Annotated in this window: 19 protein-coding genes; 8 read left to right on the plus strand and 11 right to left on the minus strand. The window is 59.7% G+C overall.

Features of this window, described 5'->3' with window-relative positions; translation table 11 throughout:
- Nucleotides 1–60: 60 nt before the first annotated feature.
- Complete coding sequence (gene chaA, locus QCD69_RS09035) at nt 61–1152, minus strand: sodium-potassium/proton antiporter ChaA (RefSeq protein WP_125289717.1); 1092 nt, start codon at nt 1150–1152, stop codon at nt 61–63.
- A 380-nt stretch (nt 1153–1532) separates the two neighbouring features.
- On the opposite strand from chaA, the gene chaB reads away from it, so the two are divergent.
- Nucleotides 1533–1763 (plus strand): putative cation transport regulator ChaB, encoded by a 231-nt coding sequence (gene chaB, locus QCD69_RS09040; RefSeq protein WP_253454495.1) that lies wholly within the window; start codon nt 1533–1535, stop codon nt 1761–1763.
- Nucleotides 1764–2007: 244 nt separating this feature from the next.
- Entirely contained in the window at nt 2008–2685 is a 678-nt protein-coding gene (locus QCD69_RS09045) for a gamma-glutamylcyclotransferase (RefSeq protein WP_253454494.1), read from the plus strand.
- A 9-nt stretch (nt 2686–2694) separates the two neighbouring features.
- Here the strand turns inward: QCD69_RS09045 and QCD69_RS09050 are convergent, their stop codons facing one another.
- From QCD69_RS09050 to QCD69_RS09090, 9 genes are all read right to left on the minus strand, one after another.
- A complete protein-coding gene (locus QCD69_RS09050) occupies nt 2695–4125 on the minus strand; it encodes a serine/threonine protein kinase (protein WP_253454493.1) in 1431 nt (476 codons plus the stop codon).
- A 51-nt stretch (nt 4126–4176) separates the two neighbouring features.
- Nucleotides 4177–5124: a hypothetical protein gene (locus QCD69_RS09055; protein WP_253454492.1), complete on the minus strand. Its 948-nt coding sequence runs from the start codon at nt 5122–5124 to the stop codon at nt 4177–4179.
- Between the two features lie 12 nt (nt 5125–5136).
- Nucleotides 5137–5910 carry a PP2C family protein-serine/threonine phosphatase gene (locus QCD69_RS09060; RefSeq protein WP_253454491.1) on the minus strand — a complete coding sequence of 258 codons (774 nt, stop codon included), beginning with the start codon at nt 5908–5910 and terminating at the stop codon, nt 5137–5139.
- Nucleotides 5907–7064 (minus strand): type VI secretion system-associated FHA domain protein TagH, encoded by a 1158-nt coding sequence (gene tagH, locus QCD69_RS09065; RefSeq protein ID WP_253454490.1) that lies wholly within the window; start codon nt 7062–7064, stop codon nt 5907–5909. Before tagH ends, QCD69_RS09060 begins: the two co-directional genes overlap by 4 nt.
- A gap of 34 nt (nt 7065–7098) precedes the next feature.
- Entirely contained in the window at nt 7099–7797 is a 699-nt protein-coding gene (gene tagF, locus QCD69_RS09070; RefSeq protein WP_301251770.1) for a type VI secretion system-associated protein TagF, read from the minus strand.
- Between the two features lie 17 nt (nt 7798–7814).
- Nucleotides 7815–9920 (minus strand): type VI secretion system membrane subunit TssM, encoded by a 2106-nt coding sequence (gene tssM, locus QCD69_RS09075; protein ID WP_301251771.1) that lies wholly within the window; start codon nt 9918–9920, stop codon nt 7815–7817.
- Nucleotides 9920–11137 (minus strand): type IVB secretion system protein IcmH/DotU, encoded by a 1218-nt coding sequence (icmH, locus tag QCD69_RS09080; RefSeq protein WP_253454487.1) that lies wholly within the window; start codon nt 11135–11137, stop codon nt 9920–9922. Before icmH ends, tssM begins: the two co-directional genes overlap by 1 nt.
- A gap of 78 nt (nt 11138–11215) precedes the next feature.
- Nucleotides 11216–11704, minus strand: coding sequence for an SH3 domain-containing protein (locus tag QCD69_RS09085; protein WP_125289727.1), 489 nt, complete (start codon nt 11702–11704; stop codon nt 11216–11218).
- Nucleotides 11705–12189: 485 nt separating this feature from the next.
- Nucleotides 12190–12735: a YbhB/YbcL family Raf kinase inhibitor-like protein gene (locus tag QCD69_RS09090; protein WP_301251773.1), complete on the minus strand. Its 546-nt coding sequence runs from the start codon at nt 12733–12735 to the stop codon at nt 12190–12192.
- A gap of 168 nt (nt 12736–12903) precedes the next feature.
- Here QCD69_RS09090 and QCD69_RS09095 point away from each other — a divergent pair, with 168 nt between their 5' ends.
- Nucleotides 12904–14337: a YchO/YchP family invasin gene (locus QCD69_RS09095; RefSeq protein WP_253454485.1), complete on the plus strand. Its 1434-nt coding sequence runs from the start codon at nt 12904–12906 to the stop codon at nt 14335–14337.
- A gap of 90 nt (nt 14338–14427) precedes the next feature.
- Nucleotides 14428–15333, plus strand: a complete 906-nt coding sequence (locus QCD69_RS09100) for a bestrophin family protein (RefSeq protein ID WP_253454484.1) — start codon at nt 14428–14430, stop codon at nt 15331–15333.
- A gap of 72 nt (nt 15334–15405) precedes the next feature.
- On the opposite strand, the gene QCD69_RS09105 is transcribed toward QCD69_RS09100, so the two are convergent.
- The gene (locus QCD69_RS09105) at nt 15406–15618 is read right to left on the minus strand and encodes a hypothetical protein (RefSeq protein WP_301251776.1); all 213 of its coding nucleotides are present in this window, start codon (nt 15616–15618) and stop codon (nt 15406–15408) included.
- Between the two features lie 145 nt (nt 15619–15763).
- On the opposite strand from QCD69_RS09105, the gene astA reads away from it, so the two are divergent.
- The 4 genes from astA (at nt 15764) to astE (ending at nt 20658) form a co-directional block, all read left to right on the plus strand.
- Nucleotides 15764–16798 carry an arginine N-succinyltransferase gene (gene astA / locus QCD69_RS09110; RefSeq protein ID WP_253454482.1) on the plus strand — a complete coding sequence of 345 codons (1035 nt, stop codon included), beginning with the start codon at nt 15764–15766 and terminating at the stop codon, nt 16796–16798.
- Nucleotides 16795–18258: a succinylglutamate-semialdehyde dehydrogenase gene (astD, locus tag QCD69_RS09115; protein WP_301251777.1), complete on the plus strand. Its 1464-nt coding sequence runs from the start codon at nt 16795–16797 to the stop codon at nt 18256–18258. The genes astA and astD overlap by 4 nt, the downstream gene beginning before the upstream one ends.
- Nucleotides 18255–19580 carry an N-succinylarginine dihydrolase gene (gene astB, locus QCD69_RS09120; RefSeq protein WP_301251778.1) on the plus strand — a complete coding sequence of 442 codons (1326 nt, stop codon included), beginning with the start codon at nt 18255–18257 and terminating at the stop codon, nt 19578–19580. Before astD ends, astB begins: the two co-directional genes overlap by 4 nt.
- 79 nt (nt 19581–19659) lie before the next feature.
- On the plus strand, nt 19660–20658 hold the full coding sequence (gene astE / locus QCD69_RS09125; protein ID WP_301251779.1) for a succinylglutamate desuccinylase: 999 nt from the start codon (nt 19660–19662) through the stop codon (nt 20656–20658).
- Nucleotides 20659–20758 lie beyond the last annotated feature (100 nt).

The raw sequence follows: 20758 nt of genomic DNA on the forward strand, positions 1-20758 counted from the left end.
CTTAACCGCAGAGTCGTTATCCGCCTTACCCTCAGGCCGCGATATCTTGCGCCGTAACGCCTACAGCATCACCGTCATCAGATAGCCGATAAACAGCGCCAGGTGCGCCGCGCCGTTCAGCACGTTGGTTCTGCCGGTCGAAAAAGAGATCTGACACAGCAGCAGCGAGGCCAGCATAATCACCATGTGCGGCGGCTCCAGGCCGAAAATCAGTTCCTGGCCGGTGAGCGTGGCGATAATGGTTACCGTAGGCACGGTCAGCGAGATGGTGGCCAGCACCGAGCCGAAAAAGAGGTTCATGGCACGCTGCACCTGATTCGCCAGCACGGCTTTAATAGCGCCCAGGCCTTCCGGCGAGAGGATCAGCAGCGCCACCAGGAAACCGGTGAACTGTTCAGGCGCGTTCAGTTCGGTCAGCAGCGCGCCCAGCGTATTGGAATCCATTTTGGTGACGGCAATCACGGCCACCAGGTGCACCAGCAGCCAGCAGGTATGCCAGACGCTGGAGTGGGCGGACGGCTTGCCGTGATGCGGGTCGTCGCCCTCGTCCTCATGCTCATAAACGAACAGGCTTTGGTGCGTTTTGGTCTGGATCAGCAGAAACACGCCGTACATCGCGGCAGAAATGGCGGAAATCAGCAGTGCCTGGCCAGCGCTGAAATTGCCTTCCGGCAGCGCGTTGGGGAAAACCAGCACCAGCACGGCCAGCGGGAAAATAGCGATCAGATACTGCTTTACGCCCGCCAGATTAACGTACTGGGTGGCAAACTTGCGCCCGCCCAGCAGCAGCGCGAAGCCCACCAGCCCGCCGGTTACGATCATCACGATAGAGTAAAGCGTATCGCGCATCAGCATCGGCGCCGCATCGCCCGTCGCCATCAGCGCGGAAATCAGACTGACTTCCAGGATCACTACGGAGAGGCTGAGGATCAGCGAACCGTAAGGCTCGCCGAGGCGGTGCGCAAGCACGTCCGCGTGTCGCACCACGCTGAACGCGCTGCTAAGGATAGCCACCAGCGCCAGCAAATTAATGCCGATGATGGCCGGTAAAGATTCTGAGGCGCCCCAAAACCACAGGATAACCAGGGCCGCGAGCGGCAGGACCAGGGATGATTCTTTATGACGTGTTCTGACGCTTTCTTGCGCGCTCATAGGCAATATTTCCTTTTCTGACCGTCCAACTGCGAAACAGACGCAACCATTGCTGTGTGCATTGATTATATAACAACCGCCCGCAGTGTAACGGCAGTAAGGTTAACTGATGGTAAACTTTACATGATTTTACCTGAATAACCTGATAATTATCCGGGCTGGGCCTAAATCTGCATCTCCCTGTAATTATCTTGATTCACAAAGTGTTTTTTATCTCTCTCTGCTTTTTATCATGACTATTAAAGCGGAGATTTATCAATTTTACCGAGATAAACGACTGTTACGGAATAGTTAGTATGTGACCTCACTAAAAAGAGATAAGTGGCATCCGCAGCGATTTTGTTCCAGGCTTAAAACGTCTGATAACAAGGAGATCGATAATGCCATACCGTTCAAGAGAATCCCTGCCTGACAGCGTCAAAAACGTGCTGCCCGCTCACGCGCAGGACATTTATCAGGAGGCGTTTAACAGCGCCTGGGATGAATACAAAGAGAAGAAAGATCGTCGGGGCGATGAGTCGCGCGAAGAAGTGGCGCACAAGGTGGCGTGGGCAGCCGTTAAAAACCAGTATGAAAAGGGCGACGATGATAAGTGGCATAAGAAGCATTGAATGCCGTGGGGCTGCTCGTCGCGGGCAGCCTCGTCTGTCCTCGCCGTCACCGCTGATTTTTCTCCGTCGTCACCCTGAAGTTCCCCGTTATGCCGCCGATGATAAACCTAAGGTAAATTTATTCTTTTGTGACGCGCTTCAAACTTGATCGGCACGCCTGAAATGACTTAAGGTCAGGTAAGCGTAACGACACATTTATGTCACAACAAATGCAGCAGGGAACGGGCAGTAGCGGAGAGGGCGAATGTTAACAAGAGACTTCCTGGCCAAAGCAGATTGTAAAACGGCCTTTGGCGCCATTGAGGAATCGCTGCTGTGGAGCTGCGAGCAGCGAGCGGCCTCGCTGGCGGCTACCCTGGCCTGCCGTCCCGATCACAGTCCGGTGTGGATTTTTGGCTACGGTTCGTTGATGTGGAACCCGGTATTCGAGTCCGATGAGGTAGCGGAAGGCACGCTAAACGGCTGGCATCGCGCGTTTTGCCTGCGGCTTACCGCCGGACGCGGCACCGCCCAGCAGCCGGGGCGGATGCTGGCATTGAAAGAGGGCGGCAGCACCACCGGGCTGGCCTTCCGCCTGCCGGAAGCGAAGCTGGCCGAGGAGCTGGAGCTGTTGTGGAAACGCGAGATGGTTACCGGCTGCTACCTGCCGACCTGGTGCGAGCTGAAGCTGGCCGACGGTCGCAGCGTGACGGCACTGGCCTTTGTTATGGATCCGCGTCACGCGTTGTATGAGGCCGACTCCTGCCCGCAGACTATCGCGCCGCTGATTGCTCAGGCCAGCGGGCCGCTGGGCACCAACGCGCAATATCTTTTCTCGCTGGAGCAGGAGCTGAAAAGGCGCGGGCTTTATGATGACTGCCTGACCGATCTGGTTCAGCGCGTCCGCGATCTTCAGGTCTACCACAACGACCTGGCCGGCTGAGCCGCGTCCTCAGGAGCCGGGATTGATCAGCCAGGTGCCCGGTTTATCAATATCCAGCTGCTGAGTATGCACGGCAGAATCGGCAGCGTGGACCTCAATAGTATAATGTCCCGCAGACAGATTAAGCGCGGCGTAACCGCTGGTATTCGGCTTCGCCTCGACAGGTTTGCCGTTCAGCATTACCGTTTCGCCGCTGGTCAGCTTGAGATAGACCGTGGCGATGGTCGGCTTGTCCGCAGGCGTGACGGCGGTCGATGGCGTCGCGCCTCCGGCATTATCGGCCGCAGCAGACTGTTCCGGCGCGGAAGCGTCATCGCCATGGTTAAGCGCGACGAGCAGCCCGATCAGCGCCAGTAGCGCGACGCCAGCGGCAATCATCAGCGGTTTCGCCAGTTTGTGGTGGCGTAGCGAGGCATACTCCGCACTGGCCGAGGCGGGCGCCACGGTAATAGCTGGCGGTTCCGGCTGCACTTCCGGCGTCACGATTGGCGTCACGATCTCTTCAGGCACCCTGGTCACGCTGGTCACCAGCTCTTCTACCGTACTCACCGGCAGCGCAATCAGCGCGGCAAACTCATCGACAGTCTGCGGACGATCCTGCGGTTTCATCGCCAGCGCGCGGTCAATCGCATTCAGCAAAGGCAGCGAAAATCCTTCAGGGCGCAGCTGGGTCAGCGGCTGGTAGCGATCCTCGATACAGCGAACCACGCTGACCGGCGGCGGACTGCCGGTCACCAGCGTATGCAGCACCGCGCCCAGCGCATAAATATCCGTCCACGGCCCCTGATCGCTGTCGCTCTCTTCGCTGTACTGCTCGATAGGCGCATAGCCTGGCTTAAGCATGATTTCCGTCTGGTCGGAAAGGTTGCCGATGGTCTTGCGGGCGGAGCCGAAGTCCAGCAGCACAGGCAGCTGGTTATCCTGGATCTGAATATTGTCCAGCGAGATATCGCGATGCAGATAGCCCGCCTGATGGATGGTGTCGATAGCGCCGAACAGCGGCGGCAGCAGCTGGCGGATCCAGGCGTCGGTCAGCGTTTCAGGGCTGCCCAGCTGCCACTCCTTTAGCGTCATGCCGCTGTAGTACAGCGTGCCCATATAGGCGGTGCCGTTTTCTTCCCAGAAGCGCAGCACGTGCAGCAGGCCGGGATGGTTAAACCGGGCCAGCAGGCGGGCTTCCTGGATAAAGCTGTTCAGCCCGGCGGTAAACAGTTTCTGATAGCGTTCGCCGCGCAGCGCGATAGTCAGGTTCTCATCGCGCGAAACCAGCGATACCGGCAGATACTCTTTAATAGCGATGGTGCGTTCCAGCAGATGATCCCAGGCGCGATAAACAATGCCGAAGCCGCCGCCGCCGATAACCTCTTTGATTTCAAATTCGTTAAAACGGTGCCCGGCCGGAAGGGCATTGGGCACGTTTTTCTTATCGTTTGCCGACATAGTAAACACTCTCTAAGCGTTAGCGACTTTTCACCCTGCGGGAAAATGCAGTCAGTTAACGGTGCGCCAGGCGCCAATAGCCGGATCGGCCAGATCTGCATGCAGGTCGTTCACCAGCAGCACATTTATTTTCACTTGCGGATTGGTCAACGCGCCCCACGTTTTGCGCAGCGCCTCAACGCGATTTTTCAGCAGCGCGGCATCGTTCGCCTGGCTTTTGCTCATTTTCACCAGCAGCGCGCCTTCAAAAGACCAGACGTGCAGCTGCGGATTAAACGTCAGCAGCAGCCAGCTGTCCGGCGCGCTCTTTTTGGCCACGACCAGGCGCTGGTTATTCGCGGCGACGATAGTCAGCTCGCCCGGCGACGGGTGCAGGTTACGTAAAGGGAAGCCCTGATAAAACTGTACGGGGATCGCCTGGGTCTTGCCGTTGCTGGCCAGCGTCAGTTCGCTTTTGCCTTCCAGCCAGCCTTCCGTGGAGCAGCTAAGATGGCGGGCATCCGGAATAAACAGCGACTGGCCTCGTTCGTCCCACCAGGTGCGGAAGTGGCAGCCGCCCGGCAGATCGAAATGCTGCAGCGGCGCGCTGTTGGCAGGCTGCGACAAATCCAGCGGTTCCGCGTTGCTGGCGGTGGCCGCAGCGGTGCCGTCGGCAATAACGATCGGCCGCCAGTTTTGCACTTTTGCGGCGGTGCCGGAAGCGAGCACCGAGCCCGCCTCGTTGGTCATCTGCCACGGCAGCTCGCTCAGCTTGCCGCATTGGTTATTCAGCAGCTTGCCTACGCGCGGCAAAAAAGTGTTGAGCACGTTCGACTCTTTGCTTTTGCCCGAGACGATGCGCAGAGGGATATTCTCCTGACACCAGTCCTTCGGCGCATTACTTTCCACGTTATCGATAAAGACTTCCAGCGCCAGGCTGGGAGAATAGACCACGCGGTAGTCTTCCGCCTGAGCGGTAGTTGCAAACAACAGTGTGACAGCCGGCAACCAGAATTTCATAGCGTTCCTTGGTTAATCACGCGACGGAAGAAAGCGAGCGGAATCCGCCATCGATTGTAACAGGGTGGTATCCTGCGGCGAGCCAACCCAGACAGCTACCGCGCTTAAATTATCTTTTTTCTCGCTGCGATTGATCGCTTTATGCATCAGCGCCAGCCATTCATGGGGCGAGCTGACCATGCGCAAAGCCTGCTCCATCTCGCCGGGCTGCAAATTGCACCAGAAGCCGTCGGTGCAGACCAGAAAGACGTCGCCATCCTCCAGCGGCATCACTTCACTGTAGCTGACGGGCTGTGTCCCTTCTGCGCCAAGAGCATTATAAAGTAAGTTACTGTTAATGCCGGTATTATCTACACCAGCATCCTTTAGCTGCTGGGCCAGGCTATGGTCGCGCGTCACAGAATGGATAAACCCGCGGCGGAAGTGGTAAACCCGGCTGTCGCCCGCGTGCGCCCACCAGGCCAGCTGCCGATCGCGGTCGATAAACAGGGCCGCCAGCGTGGTGCTCATCCGCTCAAAATTCAGATTTTTCCTCTGCGCCAGGCGGATCGCTTCTTCCGCATCCTCCACCCATGCTTTGCTGTCGCAGGCGGTAAAAGGACGATCGTCAGCGTGCGTCAGCAATACGTCGCGGGCGATGCGGGCAGCCTGTTCGCCGCCAGCCGTGCCGGCAACGCCGTCGCAGACCAGAAAACACGCTGAGTGCTCGCCTACGCGCGCGCCGGTTTCATCCTGATTACTCTCACGCGCGCCCGTTTGCGACGTGGAGGCATGATTTATTTTCATTCTTGTTCCGGTCTGATTTGCGAATCTTTGTACTGATTCACTTCCATATCATAGGCCTGTAGGAAAGCGTCGCCAAAAAGGGTATGAAAATCATCCTCAATTTCGCCAGAGGTATTTTGATAGTGACGCAAAAAATAGTCCCACAGGGCGGCTTTTTTTATGGCGCTGAGGCCAATGCGCGGCAGATTGCCGTCGCGGCGGGCATGATCCTCCAGCCGCTGCGGATTAAACGATTGCAGCATGGCGGCGATAATCGCCCGGATCCCGGCAATCATGCCCAGCTGGTGGGCCTGCAAATCGACCAGCGCATCGCGTACCGCCTGCTCAGGCGGCATAAAACCCGGCATCTGGCTCTGATAGATCTGCATCAGCACCGTTTTGCCCGACGGCAGGATCTTGAACGGGTTATTGGCCTCGTTCAGGATCATGGTCATTTCCGCCTTCACGCCGCGCTTAAGGATCGAGCGGGAAGAGAGCAGGGCGACGGTGCCTTGCGAAAACAGGCTCAGCATTCTGCCCGTAGTACGCATCTGTTCTTCGGTAAAAGGCGGTTTTCCCGGCCCGCTTTCCAGCCCCATCCCTTCCATCAGCGCGGCCAGCAGACGCTGCTCGTTGCTTGCGCCGGCGGCGCGTTCGGCCTGGGCAGGCTCGTGAGCGACAGGATCGATACCCAAACGGGCATCGCCGGGACGGTGCTGCTGCCGCACGGGCGAAGGCTCGCGCTCCACCGGGACGACAATCGGCACCTGTTCGTTCAGGATCCCCAGGGGATCTTCCGGCAGCGCCCGATCCTCGGTAAACAGCGTCAGCGGGTCAACGTCGCTGAAGGGCTTTTCTTCAATGCGGGTAGGATCGCTCACCGCAATCTGATAGTCACCGATCCCCAGCAGATCGCCGTGCTGCAGCAGGATCTGCTTACCGCGCGCCAGCGGGACATGGTTATGTAAAATCGCAATCACGCTGCCATGATTGGTCAGCCTGCACTCGCCGTTCCCGGCAACGTGCACCACGGCCTGAAGACGTGAAATCGCGCGTTCGCTGTCTGGCAAAACCAAATCGTTATCTACGCTTCGGCCTATTGTGCCGCCGGGCGGAGCAAAATCACAAACGTTAACGGGCGCCTCGGTTTTGCTCTCAACAAGGGTAAATCGCATGCGCTTTTCCTGAAACCTGGGTCATTCGGTCACCCTATTCAAACATCGGTGGATAGAGTCCATGACGACCCGGCTGCGCTACGGCGGCCGGGTCAAAAAGTTGTGTAAAGAGCCGGGCGGTAAGATTACCGCTGTGTTTATGGCTGGCTAACGGATAGCCGTCGCTTTGGTTAGTCCACCAGTAACTGGTATAGCGCATAGGGTCAAAACGGTTGGCTACCTCATGCCAGGCCAGCGTGCAGGGAAGATCCTGATAGCCGATCACGTCCATAATATCGGAGCGGCTGGTATCGGGCAGCGACAGCGGCGGCAGGCTCAACAGCGCCTGCTCAAGCTGGGCCGGCGTACAGGTTTGCGAAACCGCGTGATGAAGCGTTTCGCCCAGCGCCCGAAACCAGTCGCCGGAAACGGCAAGCTGCGCCGGATGCCAGTGGCTGACCGGCACGCTCTGTAGCGCCAGCAGGGGCCAGCTGCGGCCAACGCGATCGCGCGAAGGTAACAGGCAGCCAATCTGTACCCGCTGTACGCCAAGCGTGGCGGGCAGGGCGAAATTCCAGACGGGCGCGCGGCTAAAGAGTTCGCCTACGGCTTCGCCATGCTGATACCAGTGCGATAAGCCGAGCTGGAACCAGTTTGACCAGCTGGCCACGATGGGTTCAGGCAGACGACGCTGTAAAAAATCGCCGGTGCCCGGCAGCTTGCCGTACCAACCCAGCTCGCTTTTTTCCGTCATGGTTATCCCCTTTCCCGCTAAGGGTTCGTGGCCTGAACCGACGAACCAGAGGTTGCCGCGGTGCCGGCGTCCTGCTTGCCCGCGCTGTCAATACTCACGGCCAGCTTGCGCATAATCAGCGCGTTGTCTCTGACAAACGGCGAGGTCTGGATCTGGCGATCCAACAGCTGGCTTAAATGCCAGTCCAGCTGCTGAAGCTGCCGGGTCGTTACGCTGGCGGGTAGCGTTCGCTGCAAATTCTGCATCACCCAGCCGCGTAAGAACTCGCCATCGTAGCTGCGCGGCTGATAAAGCATCTGGTAAGCGCGCAGGGCGTTGCGGCTGAAATCGCTGTCGTCGCCCTTATCATTACGCAGCGCCTCGGTAATATTCTGCGCCACTCGCGGCAGCAACAGCGTCTTTAGCGCATTTTGATAAAAGCCCAGCGCGGCCGTGCCGATCTGGTCACCACGGTAAAGCCCCGCCCGCATACTCAACGGCGGATCGTCCAGCGAGAAGCTGTCGCTTTGCGGCAGGGCAACCAGGCTATTTAAGAAGGGTAGCAGATCCAGGATATCGCCGGTGTTATTGTTCACCAGCCGCTGCGCCTGCTTATCAACCGGCTCAAGGCGGGCCTCCACCTGCTGCAGATAGCGCTGATTTTTATAATAACTGGTGGTCCAGAACAGCGTAGCGATCAGCAGTGCCAGCGCCAGCGAGGCGTAGCTGGCCCAGTGCAGCAGCCGATTACGGTGTTCCCAGGTGCGATCGCTGCCGGCAAGGCCGCTCTCCTGGAAAATCAGATCCCTGAGCAGGGAATGGATAAAATAGCTTTGCCCTTTATTAGCCGGGATCGGCGCGTTGCGGTGCACCGTATCCCAGCTGGCGATAGAGTGGCTGGTGGCCTGCGGCAGCTGTAGCTTGCGCGTCAGCTCGCCCATAATGCGGTCGAAAGGCAGACCCTCCTGCGTGCCGCTGGTGAAAAACAGGCCGCGCGGCGCCCAGGGCAGGCCCTCTTTTTCCGGCGCAAAGACGATCTCCAGATACTCCGCCAGCAGGGGCCGCAGCGAGGCAAACTCCTGCGGAAACAAAAAGCAGTCCGCGCGCTGGGTCAAATCGCTCTCTTTTGCCATCTTTCCGGCCAAATCGGCCTGAAGGCGTGCCGTCAGCTCGCGGAACTGCCGGTCAAACTGGGCGCCAATGGTCGGTTCGCTGAGGCGATCGGGCTCCCACGGGAAGGTAAAGCCCCAGATCCCGTCGCGCTGGCTTTTATCCAGAGAGCCGTTGTAGCTCATAAATCCTTTCAGCAGATCGGTTTTGGTCACCATGACATACACCGGAAAGTGAATGCCGGTCTGCTGGTGCAGCTCTTTCATGCGGCTGCGCAGCGCGGTTGCCTGCACGTAGCGCGCGTCGGCCGAATCGCTAAGCAGATCGGCCACGCTGATGGTCATGATCACGCCGTTAATAGGCTGGCGGGCGCGGTAGCGCTTCAGCAGCGAGATAAAGGTTTGCCATTCGCTGGCGTCTCTGGCGCGCTGACTCTCCTGTAGCGTATAGCGTCCGGCGGTATCCAGCAGCACGGCTTCTTCGGTAAACCACCAGTCGCAGTGGCGGGTGCCGCCTACGCCGCGCAGCGCGCTTCTGCCGAGCGTGTCGCCCAGCGGGAACTCCAGTCCGGAATTCAGCAGCGCCGTGGTCTTACCCGCGCCCGGCGCGCCGACGATGATGTACCAGGGCAGCTGATAGAGATACTGCGCGCTAAACCGTTGCAGCCAGCCGCGATGACGATTGCGGCCGGGAAAATGCTTTTTCTTCAGCAGAGTCGCCGCCTCGCTGAACAGCGCGCTGAGCAGCTCTTCCGCCGCCGCCTGCTCGGCGTGGTCAAGGTTATATTTTTGCAGATTGTTCAGCAGCTTGCTGTTAAACCAGGCGCGATAAAGCTGGGGGATCAGCTGGAAAAGGATCCACAAAAAATAGCACAGGCCAATGGCTATCTGGCGGTTAATGCTGCTTTCCAGCCAGTGAATATCGTTCAGCGACAGCAGCGGCCCGGTCATCCAGATCAGCGCGCAAAGCGCCGTAATGCCGAAAAAGCCCCACAGCAAGCGGCTGGAAAAAAGAGAAAAGAGAAGGGAAGGCATCAGTATTTCTCCGCCTGACTGGATTGGACTTCAGGTGCCGGTAACAGCACGATTTCTACCCGACGATTGCGCGCCCGGTTTTCGCTGCTGTCGTTGGGCAGCAGCGGATTGCTGTCGCCACGGCCTTCGCTGCGGATAAGATGATTCGGCTCCAGCATCTGCTGACGCATCAGCGCGCTGACGGTATGGGCCTGCGCAAGCGAATATTCATAGTTAGAGGCGAAATGGGCAGAGCGCACGGGCTGATTATCGGTATAGACGCTGACCAGCACGGTGCCTTTGATATTGTCCATGGCGGCCGAAACGCGAGTGATCAGCGCGCGGCCTTCAGGCAGCAGATCGCTGCCCGCTGGGCGGAAAAGCTTATCAGAGGCGATAATGACCTTGCTGCCGTTAGTGCCGTCGGCCACGTCGAGCTGCCGTGCCGCAATCAGGTCGTCCAGTCGTTGCCGCAGATCCAGCAGCGCCTGAGCCGAACTGCTACGGGCAATTTCGTTACTGGGCAGCGGCGTTTCCCAAATGGCACGCAGCAGCGGTTCAGCGGCATTGCCCAGCCGCCAGTTAAGCCCCGAGTAGATCAGACCGGCGAGAAAAGCGGCCAGCGCCACGCTGGCCCAAAGCGGAACCGGCGGACGCCACAGCGTATTTTGCCCGACGGGTTGCTGCGGCTGCGGCTGCATGGGCGGCGGCAGCGCGCCGCGCGTGTCGGTAATCAGCTGGGCCAGACGGGTGCGGATAGCGTCGCGCTGCAACCGGCCTTGCTCTACCGCGCGGTAGCGGCCTTCATAGCCCAGCAGCAGGCAATAGTGGATGGTTTCAAGCAGCCACAGGTGCTGCGCCGGCGTCTGCGAGATGCGGGACAGCAGCTGAAACACTTTTTCGCCGCCCCAGCTTTCATTATGAAACGTCACCAGCAGGCCGTTGCCCGACCAGACGCCGCGCGTGCCCCAGGGCGTCTGGGCCGCGGCCTCGTCCAGCGCGCTGCACAGGCAGTAACGGGCGCCGATAATCATATCGAACGGCAGGCCAGCCTGTTTACAGCGCGTCTCAAACTGGCGGATCTCATCCACCAGCTGTTGGCGCAGGCCAGCGGGATCGTCATGGGTTGCCGCCAGGCGGATCTGCACAATTGCGTTCAGCAAAGGCGCGGCGGCGGCGAGTAGCGGGTTTTCCTGGCTGACGGTGGCAGGCGCGTCAGCATGGTGTTCCGGGGTCATCAGGCTTTACTTTCTCATCCAGGTGGCGGGCAAGGCGCCTTTTGCTTTCTCTGAGTGGGCGATCCCTGCGGACCGCGCCTATTCCAGGATCCAGGTGGCCGTGTCGTTATTGCGACAGGCTTTGCTTTGTCCGCCGACGTCAACGCACACCTTTTTGGTTTTGCGCGGCCGTGGCCGATCGCTACGCAGCGTGGCGTCATAAAGTTCGCTTTTCACGCCGGCTTTGAAAGGCACGTAGCCGATCAGCTCCTGCTGATCCGGTTCGGCGATAGCCAGCCAGTGGTTTTCCACCTCGCCCAGCACGGTAAAAGGCTTGCCGTTTTCCAGGTAGCGAACCAGGCTGCCGCCGAAATCAGGACGGTTCATAACGGAAGCGTTGTACAGCGCCCGATAGGTTTCATTGACTGGCGTAAAGGATTGAGGAGCCTGGATCGCATGACGATGCGTCAGGGTCACGCCGTCGACGCTGGAAGTGACCAGCGTATCGTCCGTGACGGCAGGAGCAGGAGCCTTACAGGCCGACAGGGCGAGCGCTGCCAGCAGAGTTAACGCGATGCTTATTTTCACATTGATCCTCGTGAATATCGTCAGTGGTTACGGCTACAATCCACTCTTCACGGACGGCAGGGCCGCCACGTGAAAATCATTCTGTTTTACAGAAAGATAAATTTGTATTTAGTCTACATGACGCTTTTGAGAATGGGAACAATTGCGAACGGGGGCGTAACATGTTATTGACAGCCGCCCGGCGATATTGGCCCGTTTAGCGGAATAAAGTGCCCGGATATTGCCTGTTCCTCTTTTTCAAACAGGCGAATCGAATGCGCATTAGCGGTGCCTTTATTCCTCTCTCATCGGGCTAAATCCTTCCTGCCTGGTTACCGATCCGCAGGCTATAAGTGACGCTGTCACTTTTGGTCGCCATGGCACAACGGTGGCTGACCATGCCGGCACGCCTGGCGCATCATACTAACCGCGCCGGGGTGCCTGGCTCGTAATGGCAATCCTTACGGGATAAAGCATACCGGAGCGTATGCGCTCAACGCTCCCGGTTAACCGTTGCCGAAACGTCCAATCAGGCCAGCGGCGCCCAGCGTATGGCCCTTCAGTCGGCCAAACAGCGCCTCGCGCGTTAAGCCCTGCTCCAGTCCGTTTGCCGGTAAATCGGTGGCGATCAGCGTGAAGTTATAATGATGCTCGCCGCTGCCGACCGGCGGGCACGGGCCGTGATAGCGCAGAGTGCCCGGCGAATTTTTCCCGCCCGTATAGCCTTTGCCGCTGGTCAGCTCGCCCTGGGCAAAGCTGGTGCGCTGAAAAGGAATGTTGTAGGCCACCAGATGATCGACGCCCAGCCCCTTGGCGCCTACAGGATCGGTCACCACCAGCGCAAAGCTTTTGGTGCCTTCAGGCGGGTTATTCCAGCTCAGCGCCGGCGAAATGTTTTCTCCCGTACAGCTGGCGTTGCCTTTGGCGGCGCCGGCGAATTTTTTCGCCATCAGCGCGTTATCGTTAAAGTCGGGGGAGCTGAGCGTAAAAACCGGGGCGGCAGACGCGGACGCGGCCGTCAGCAGCAGCGCTGCGAGCAGACTTTTTTTCATCAGAGGTTTCCGGGTTAAGAGGTTAGCGCAAAGTCTGGTTGATAATTCGCCGCTCTGCCAGCAGGCACGGCGGGTGCCGCTGACAAAATAAAAGTGTTAAGCTAGTTTTTTGTGATCTACATCCAGGTTTCTTATTCAGAAAAAGGCTTAACGACCGCTGATAACGTGATGAAAAAAATAACTGCCTTTCCCATTCCCGCCAGAGCGCTGGTTTCAGCCGGGCTGCTGGCCCTGTCGCCGCTTGCTCAGGCGCTGATGACGGAGACCCGCGTCGCCGACGCGCCTTTTGCCGATCCTGCCCGCTTCGCCCGTGAGCTGCCCGATCTCGGTAGCAGCAGCAGCGGTTCGGATCAGGCGCTGGAAAAGCGTATCGCGCAGGCGATGAAAAGCATCGGCGAAGCCAGTATGAACAGCGATGAAGATAAATCGCTGAGCAGCGAGGCGGGCGCCTGGGCCTTTAATCATTTCCGCGACGAGGCGGCAAAGCGCGTTGAAAACGAAGGGCAACAGCTTCTTTCTCCCTACGGTCAGGCCAACTTATCGCTGCTGGTGGACAGCAACGGCAATTTCGACGGCTCGTCCGCGCAGCTGCTTACGCCGTGGCAGGATAACTATCAGTATCTGACGTTCAGCCAGCTGGGCGTTGAGCAGACGGATGACGGGCTGGTCGGCAACGCGGGGCTTGGCCAGCGCTGGCTGACCGGTAGCTGGCGGCTGGGCTATAACGCCTTTGTCGACGAGCTGTTTACCGAAAACCAGCGGCGCGGATCGCTGGGCGCAGAGGCCTGGAGCCACTATCTGCGCTTTTCCGCCAACTACTATCAGCCGCTTTCCGGCTGGCGGCAGCGTTCGACAACGCAGGAGATGCGGATGGCGCGCGGCTACGACATCACCACGCAGGGCTATTTGCCTTTCTATCAGCAGCTCGGCGTCTCGCTCAGCTACGAACGTTATCTGGGCGACAATGTCGATCTGTTCAACAGCGGTACGCAGAGCAGCAACCCTGCCGCAATTAAAGTGGGCGTTAGCTATACGCCGGTGCCGCTGTTTACGCTGACCGCATCGCATAAGACGGCGGACAGCGGCGAAACGCAGGATCAGCTCGGGCTAAAAATGAACTATCAGATCGGTGTGGCGCTGAGCAAGCAGCTGTCGGCGGATAACGTGGCCGCCGCGCGTTCGCTCAGCGGCAGCCGCTACGACGCGGTAACGCGCAGTAATCTGCCGGTGATGGAGTTCCGCCAGCGGAAAACGCTGTCGGTGTTTCTGGCAACGCCGCCGTGGCAGGTGCAGCCGGGCGAAACGCTGCCCCTGAAGCTACAGATTCGCCAGGCGAATCCGCTGAAGGCGATTAGCTGGCAGGGCGACACCCAGGCGCTGAGCCTGACGCCGCCTGCCAACAACGTCAGCCCGGACGGCTGGAGCATCATTGTTCCGGCCTGGGACAGCTCGCCGGAAGCGACCAACGAATACCATCTGTCGGTGACCGTCGAGGACAGCAGGCAGCAGCGGGTGACCTCGAACTGGATCACCCTGAAGCTGACGCCGCCGGTAACCTTACAGTCTTCCGGCGCGGACTCGTTCAATTTGATGGCGCCCTGACCAGCACCTGATGTGACAGTTATCACAGAAATAGCTGGGCAGAGCGGCCGGAATTTGCCACTCTTTCTAAAAAAATTACGGCTGCTTATTATGATCGTCCGTCCTCATCGCCACTGGTTTGTTCGCCTTTTTTCCTGGCACGGCTCCGTGCTGCCCGGCATCCTGTTCCGGCTTGGCCTGAACCTGCTGATGTCGATTATCGCCATTTTCTGCCTGGACTGGTACGAAACCCTGGGCGTAAAGCTGACGCTGGCGCCTTTCAGCCTGCTCGGCGTCTCCATCGCTATCTTCCTGGGTTTTCGCAACAGCGTCTGCTATGCGCGCTTTTCCGAGGCGCGGCAGCTCTGGGGCAGCCTGCTGATTACCTGCCGCGATATTCAGCGCCAGGTGCTGGCGATCTCGCCGGCCGATGCGCCGCGTATCGCCGCTTTGCTGATGGCCTTTTGCTATAGCCTCAAGCACCAGCTCAGGCGCACCGATGCGCGGGAGGATCTCAACCGTTTCCTGGGCGACGAAGCCGAAGACATCCTGCGGCGACGCGCGCGTACCAATGCGATTGAACTGAAAATATCCCAGTGGCTGGCCGACCAGCGCCGCAGCGGAGCGATCTCGGATATCGTTTACGCGCAGCTGGATAACAGCATTCATCAGCTTTCGCTGGTGCTGGGCGGCTGCGAGCGGCTGGCCAGCGTGCCGGTGCCGTTCGCCTATGGCCTGCTGCTGCACCGCACCGTTTACCTGTTCTGTACGCTGCTGCCTTTCGCGCTGGTGCCGGATCTGCACTATATGACGCCGCTGGTGTCGGTTTTTATCGCCTATAGCTTTCTTTCGTTGGATACGCTGGCGGAGGAGCTGGAAATGCCTTTCGGCTACGCCAACAACCATCTGCCAATGGATGCGATGTGCACCAATATAGAAATCAATCTGCTGGAGATGAACAACCAGCGCGAACTCCCCGAAGCGCCGGTTCCCGATCGGTACTATCGCCTGACATAGGCACCTGACCCACGCTGTTTTCTGATGCGTGCTGCATGTTTGCTACAGGCACCAGGCCCACGCTATTTTCTGTTACCTGACGCAGGCGTCCAGCCGCGCTGTTTTCTGGTGCGTACTGCACGCCCGAGGTGCGCGCTTTGTGCCGGGCGATTGATAATTGACGTTCGCGATCACAAAAACATTATTTACTGGTTCAGTTGCATAACCGTGCTGTTTTACCGTCTCGCCAGCCCGCACCGCCTGAGCGTTATTCATTTTATATGCAATTAAAGTGAATAGCGACATATCCTATCTCTTTGATTTTTCTTTTTATCACTTTTTTTATTCATTTTTGTACTGGCTGGCATAAAGTCTGCAACATACAGTGTGGTACACCAAATTAACATTATTGAAACCTTTAATTTACCTGCCGCGCGCGAGGAGCGTTATTATGATGGTCATCCGTCCCGTAGAGCACGACGACCTGGCGCAGTTAATGACGCTGGCCGGTAAAACCGGCGGCGGGCTGACGTCGCTGCCTGCCGACAGCGCCACGCTGAGCGCAAGGATTGAGCGCTCAATACAAACCTGGCGCGGCCAGCTGCCGCAGGCCGATCAGGGCTATGTCTTTGTGCTGGAAGAGCTGGCGACGCGCCGCGTAATCGGGATTTGCGCCATCGAGGTGGCGGTTGGTATGCAGGATCCCTGGTATAACTTTCGCGTCGGCACGCAGGTGCACGCCTCGCGCGAACTGAACGTCTACAAAGTGCTGCCTACGCTGTCGCTCAGTAACGATCACACCGGCAGCAGCGAACTCTGCACGCTGTTTCTCGATCCCGATTACCGCAGCGGTAAAAACGGCTATCTGCTCTCGAAATCCCGCTTTCTGTTTATGGCCGCCTTCCGCCACCGCTTTATGCAAAAAGTCGTGGCGGAGATGCGCGGCGTCAGCGACGAAAACGGGCATTCACCTTTCTGGGAGAGCGTAGGCAGCCGCTTTTTTTCCATCTCTTTTACCACCGCCGACTACCTGAGCGGCACCGGCAAAAAAACCTTTATTGCCGAGCTGATGCCCAAGCATCCGCTTTATATCGACTATCTCTCTGCCGAAGCGCAGGCCACCATCGGGCAGACCCATCCGCAAACCGCACCGGCGCGCGCGGTGCTGGAGGCGGAAGGGTTTCGCTATCAAAACTATGTGGACATTTTTGACGGCGGCCCAACGCTGGAATGCGATATCGATCGCGTGCGGGCGATCCGCAAAAGTCGGCAGCTGCGCGCGGCGATCGGGCCGGCAGGGAGCGACAGGCTGCCGCTTTGCCTGGTGGGCAACGAGCGCTACGAAGATTTTCGCGTCGTGTTGCTCAACGCCGACCCGCATGCGGACACGCTGGCGCTGACGCCGGAACAGGCGGCTGTTTTACGTTGCGGGCAGGGCGACAGCCTGCGCGTGGTCACTCTGGGCTGCGAGGAGAAAAAAGCATGACCCATTTTATTAACGGAGCGTGGTTGACCGGCGACGGCGAAGCGCTCAGCAAGCAGGATCCGATCGACGCGCGGCCGCTGTGGCAGGGCCGGGCCGCCAGTCCGGCACAAATAACGACGGCGGTCGAGGCGGCCCGCGCCGCCTTTCCCGACTGGGCGAAACGTCCCTTTGCGGAACGCGTCGCGCTGGCGGAACGCTTTGCCACGCTGCTTTTGCAACATCAGACAGAGCTGGCCGCCACTATCGCCCGGGAAACCGGCAAGCCGCGCTGGGAAGCCGCCACAGAAGTGCAGGCGATGATCAATAAAATCGCCATCTCCGTCAGCGCTTATCACGCCCGCACCGGAGAAGCGCAGCAGGGCGACAGCGAGCTGCGGCACCGGCCGCACGGCGTGCTGGCGGTTTTAGGCCCGTATAACTTCCCCGGCCATCTGCCGAACGGGCATATCGTGCCCGCGCTGCTGGCCGGAAATACGCTGGTGTTTAAACCCAGCGAGCTGACGCCGATGACCGCCGAGCAGACGGTTCGCCTTTGGCAGCAGGCGGGGCTGCCGGACGGCGTGCTGAATCTGCTGCAGGGCGGCGGCGACTGTGGCAGGACGCTGACGCAGTCCTCGCTGGACGGCGTGCTTTTTACCGGCAGCGCGGCGACCGGCTATCAGCTGCACAGGCAGTTCGCCGGCCAGCCGGAAAAAATGCTGGCGCTGGAGATGGGCGGCAACAACGCGCTGATCGTCGAGGATCCGCAGTCGATCGACGCCGCTGTTCATCTTACTATTCAGTCGGCCTTTATCACGGCGGGACAGCGCTGCACCTGCGCGCGTCGGCTGTTGGTGAAGCGTGGCGCGCAGGGCGATGCGTTTCTTGCCCGCCTGGCGGCGGTTGCGGCAAAAATCGAGCCGGGACGCTGGGACGCCGATCCGCAGCCTTTTATGGGCAGCGTGATTTCGCCGCAGGCGGCAGAGCACATATACGGGGAATGGCAATCGCGTGTGGCGGCGGGCGGCGAAGTGCTACTGCCGATGCGCTGGCCGTCGAAAACGAGCGCTATCCTGACGCCGGGCATCATCGACGTGACGGCGTTGACGCTGCCGGACGAAGAAGTGTTCGGGCCGCTGCTGGCGGTGATCCGCTATGACGACTTCAGCCAGGCGATCCGCATTGCCAACGCCACCCGCTACGGTCTTTCCTGCGGGTTGATTTCGCCGCATCGCGAGCTGTTTGATCGGCTGCTGATCGAGGCGCGAGCCGGGATCGTCAACTGGAACAAACCGCTGACCGGCGCGGCCAGCACCGCACCTTTCGGCGGCATCGGCGCGTCCGGCAACCATCGTCCCGGTGCGTTTTACGCGGCGGACTACTGTGCGTGGCCGCTGGCTTCGCTGGCCTCGGCCGATCTTTCGCTGCCCGCCGCGCTGTCGCCCGGCCTGGATTTCAGCCCCACAGGAGAAGCATCATGAGCGCCCGCGAAGTCAATTTTGACGGCCTGCCCGGTTTAACCCATCACTATGCCGGGCTGTCGTTTGGCAACGAGGCCTCCTCCCGGCATCAGCATCAGCTCTCTGACCCCAAACTGGCGGCAAAGCAGGGCCTGTTGAAAATGAAGGCGCTGGCCGACAGGGGCTTTGCGCAGGGCGTGATCCCACCGCACGAAAGGCCGAACATCGCGGCACTGCGCCAGCTGGGCTTCAGCGGCACCGAGCCGCAGGTGCTGGCGAAAGCGGCCGCGCAGGCCCCGATGCTGCTGTCGGCGGTCAGTTCCGCTTCGGCAATGTGGGTCGCTAACGCCGCTACCGTCTCGCCTTCCGCCGACAGCGCCGACAGCCGCGTGCATTTGACCGTGGCGAACCTGAACAACAAATTTCACCGCTCGCTGGAAGCGCCCACCACGGGCGCGATACTGCGCGCGATGTTCCGCGACGTGCGCCACTTCTGCGTCCATGACGCCTTGCCGCAGGTTGCGATGTTTGGCGATGAAGGCGCGGCCAACCATAATCGTTTCAGCGCGGGCTACGGGGAGCCGGGCGTACAGCTGTTCGTTTATGGACGCGAAGAGGGCGGCGGCGGCCTAATCCCGGCACGCTATCCGGCGCGGCAAACGCTGGAGGCAAGCCAGGCGGTGGCGCGGCTGCATCAGCTTGATCCGAACCGGACGCTGTTTGCGCAGCAGAATCCGGCGGTGATTGACCAGGGCGTATTCCACAACGATGTGATCGCCGTCAGCAATCAGCAGGTGCTGTTCTGTCACGAGCTGGCTTTTCTGGAGCAGCAGGCGCTGTTCGATCGGCTGCGTGAAAGGCTGCCGGGCTTTACGCCGGTGGTGGTGCCGGATGCGCGGGTCAGCGTCAGCGACGCCGTCGCCACCTATCTGTTTAACAGCCAGCTGTTAAGCAAGCCGGACGGCAAAATGCTGCTGGCGCTGCCGGAAGAGGCGCGTCGGCACGACGGCGTCTGGCGCTGGCTGAACGAACTCACGGAAGGCGGCGCGATCGACGAGCTGCACGTCTTCGACCTGCGGGAAAGCATGGGCAACGGCGGTGGGCCAGCCTGCCTGCGGCTGCGCGTGGTGATGAACGAGGCGGAGCTGGCGGCGGTCAATCCGGCGGTGATGCTGACCGATACGCTGTTTACCTTGCTCAATGCGTGGGTGGATCGCCACTACCGCGACAGGCTTTGCCAGGCGGATCTGGCTGACCCGCAGCTGCTCACGGAAAACCGCGAAGCGCTGGATGAGCTGACTAAGATGCTAGACTTAGGAAGTATCTACTCTTTCCAACGCTAATCAGGGAGGAACAGGGCGCGTCGGGCTGACCCCGGGCGCGCGCTGGCAGTCGCAGGGAGAACTATAATAAGGAGAACCTATGCAGGACTTTCTTCAGCAGACGTTAAGCACAGAGCCGCCTGCACAAGTTTCCGGCCGCAACGACCAGCTAAGCTGGCAGTGGCTGGACCACGGCATTCTTGAACTTAATCCGCATCAGCCCTGTACGCAGGCGCTGGTGATCTCCGCCGGGATCCACGGCAACGAAACCGCGCCCATTGAAATCCTGAACCAGCTGGTCGGCGAGCTGCTGGCGGGCAAGCGGCCGCTCAAGGCGCGCGTGCTGGTTATTCTGGGCAACCCGGAAGCGATCGCCAGCGGCAAACGCTATCGCCATTGCGATCTCAACCGGCTGTTCGGCGGCCGCTGGCAGCAGTACGATGACCATCCCGAAGCGCGGCGCGCCTGGCGACTGGAACAGGCGCTGGAGACGTTCTGGCAGGTGAGCTGCACCGAAGAGAGCCGCTGGCATCTGGATTTGCATACCGCCATTCGCGGCTCCTGGCACAGCCGCTTCGGCGTCATGCCGCTGCGTGAAACGCCCTGGCCGGACGCCTTCCTGCACTGGCTGAGCGCGGCCGGACTTGAGGCGCTGGTGTTCCATCGCTCGCCGGGCGGCACCTTTACGCATTACAGTTCGCAGCACTTTAACGCGGCCAGCTGCACGCTGGAGTTAGGTAAAGCGCTGCCTTTTGGCCGCAACGATTTAACGCTTTTTAGCGCCGCGCGCGACGCGCTGGCCGCTTTGCTCTCCGGTGAACCTTTACCGCCCGTGGGCGAGCCGCCGCAGCGCTATCGGGTTTCGCAGCAGATCACCCGTTTTACCGAGGCTTTCGTGCTGCATATGGGCGCGGAAACGCTGAACTTTACCGCTTTCCCGCAGGGCACGCTGCTGGCGGAGGATGGTGACAAACGCTGCTACGTGCAGCAGGCGCGGGAATATGTTCTTTTCCCCAATCCCGACGTGGCGAAAGGGCAGCGCGCCGGATTGATGCTGGTGGAAGATAACGCCCATAATGAAACCAGCGGCAGCAGCTGATAACGCAACGACGCCGACCGGGACGCTTCATGCCAGCCCGTCGGTGGTCGTCCCGCCTTACTTTTTCCTTTCTCGTTCCTGTCGGCTGTATTACACTCCT

Source organism: Erwinia sp. PsM31, assembly GCF_030433775.1.
Lineage (GTDB): Bacteria > Pseudomonadota > Gammaproteobacteria > Enterobacterales > Enterobacteriaceae > Erwinia > Erwinia aeris.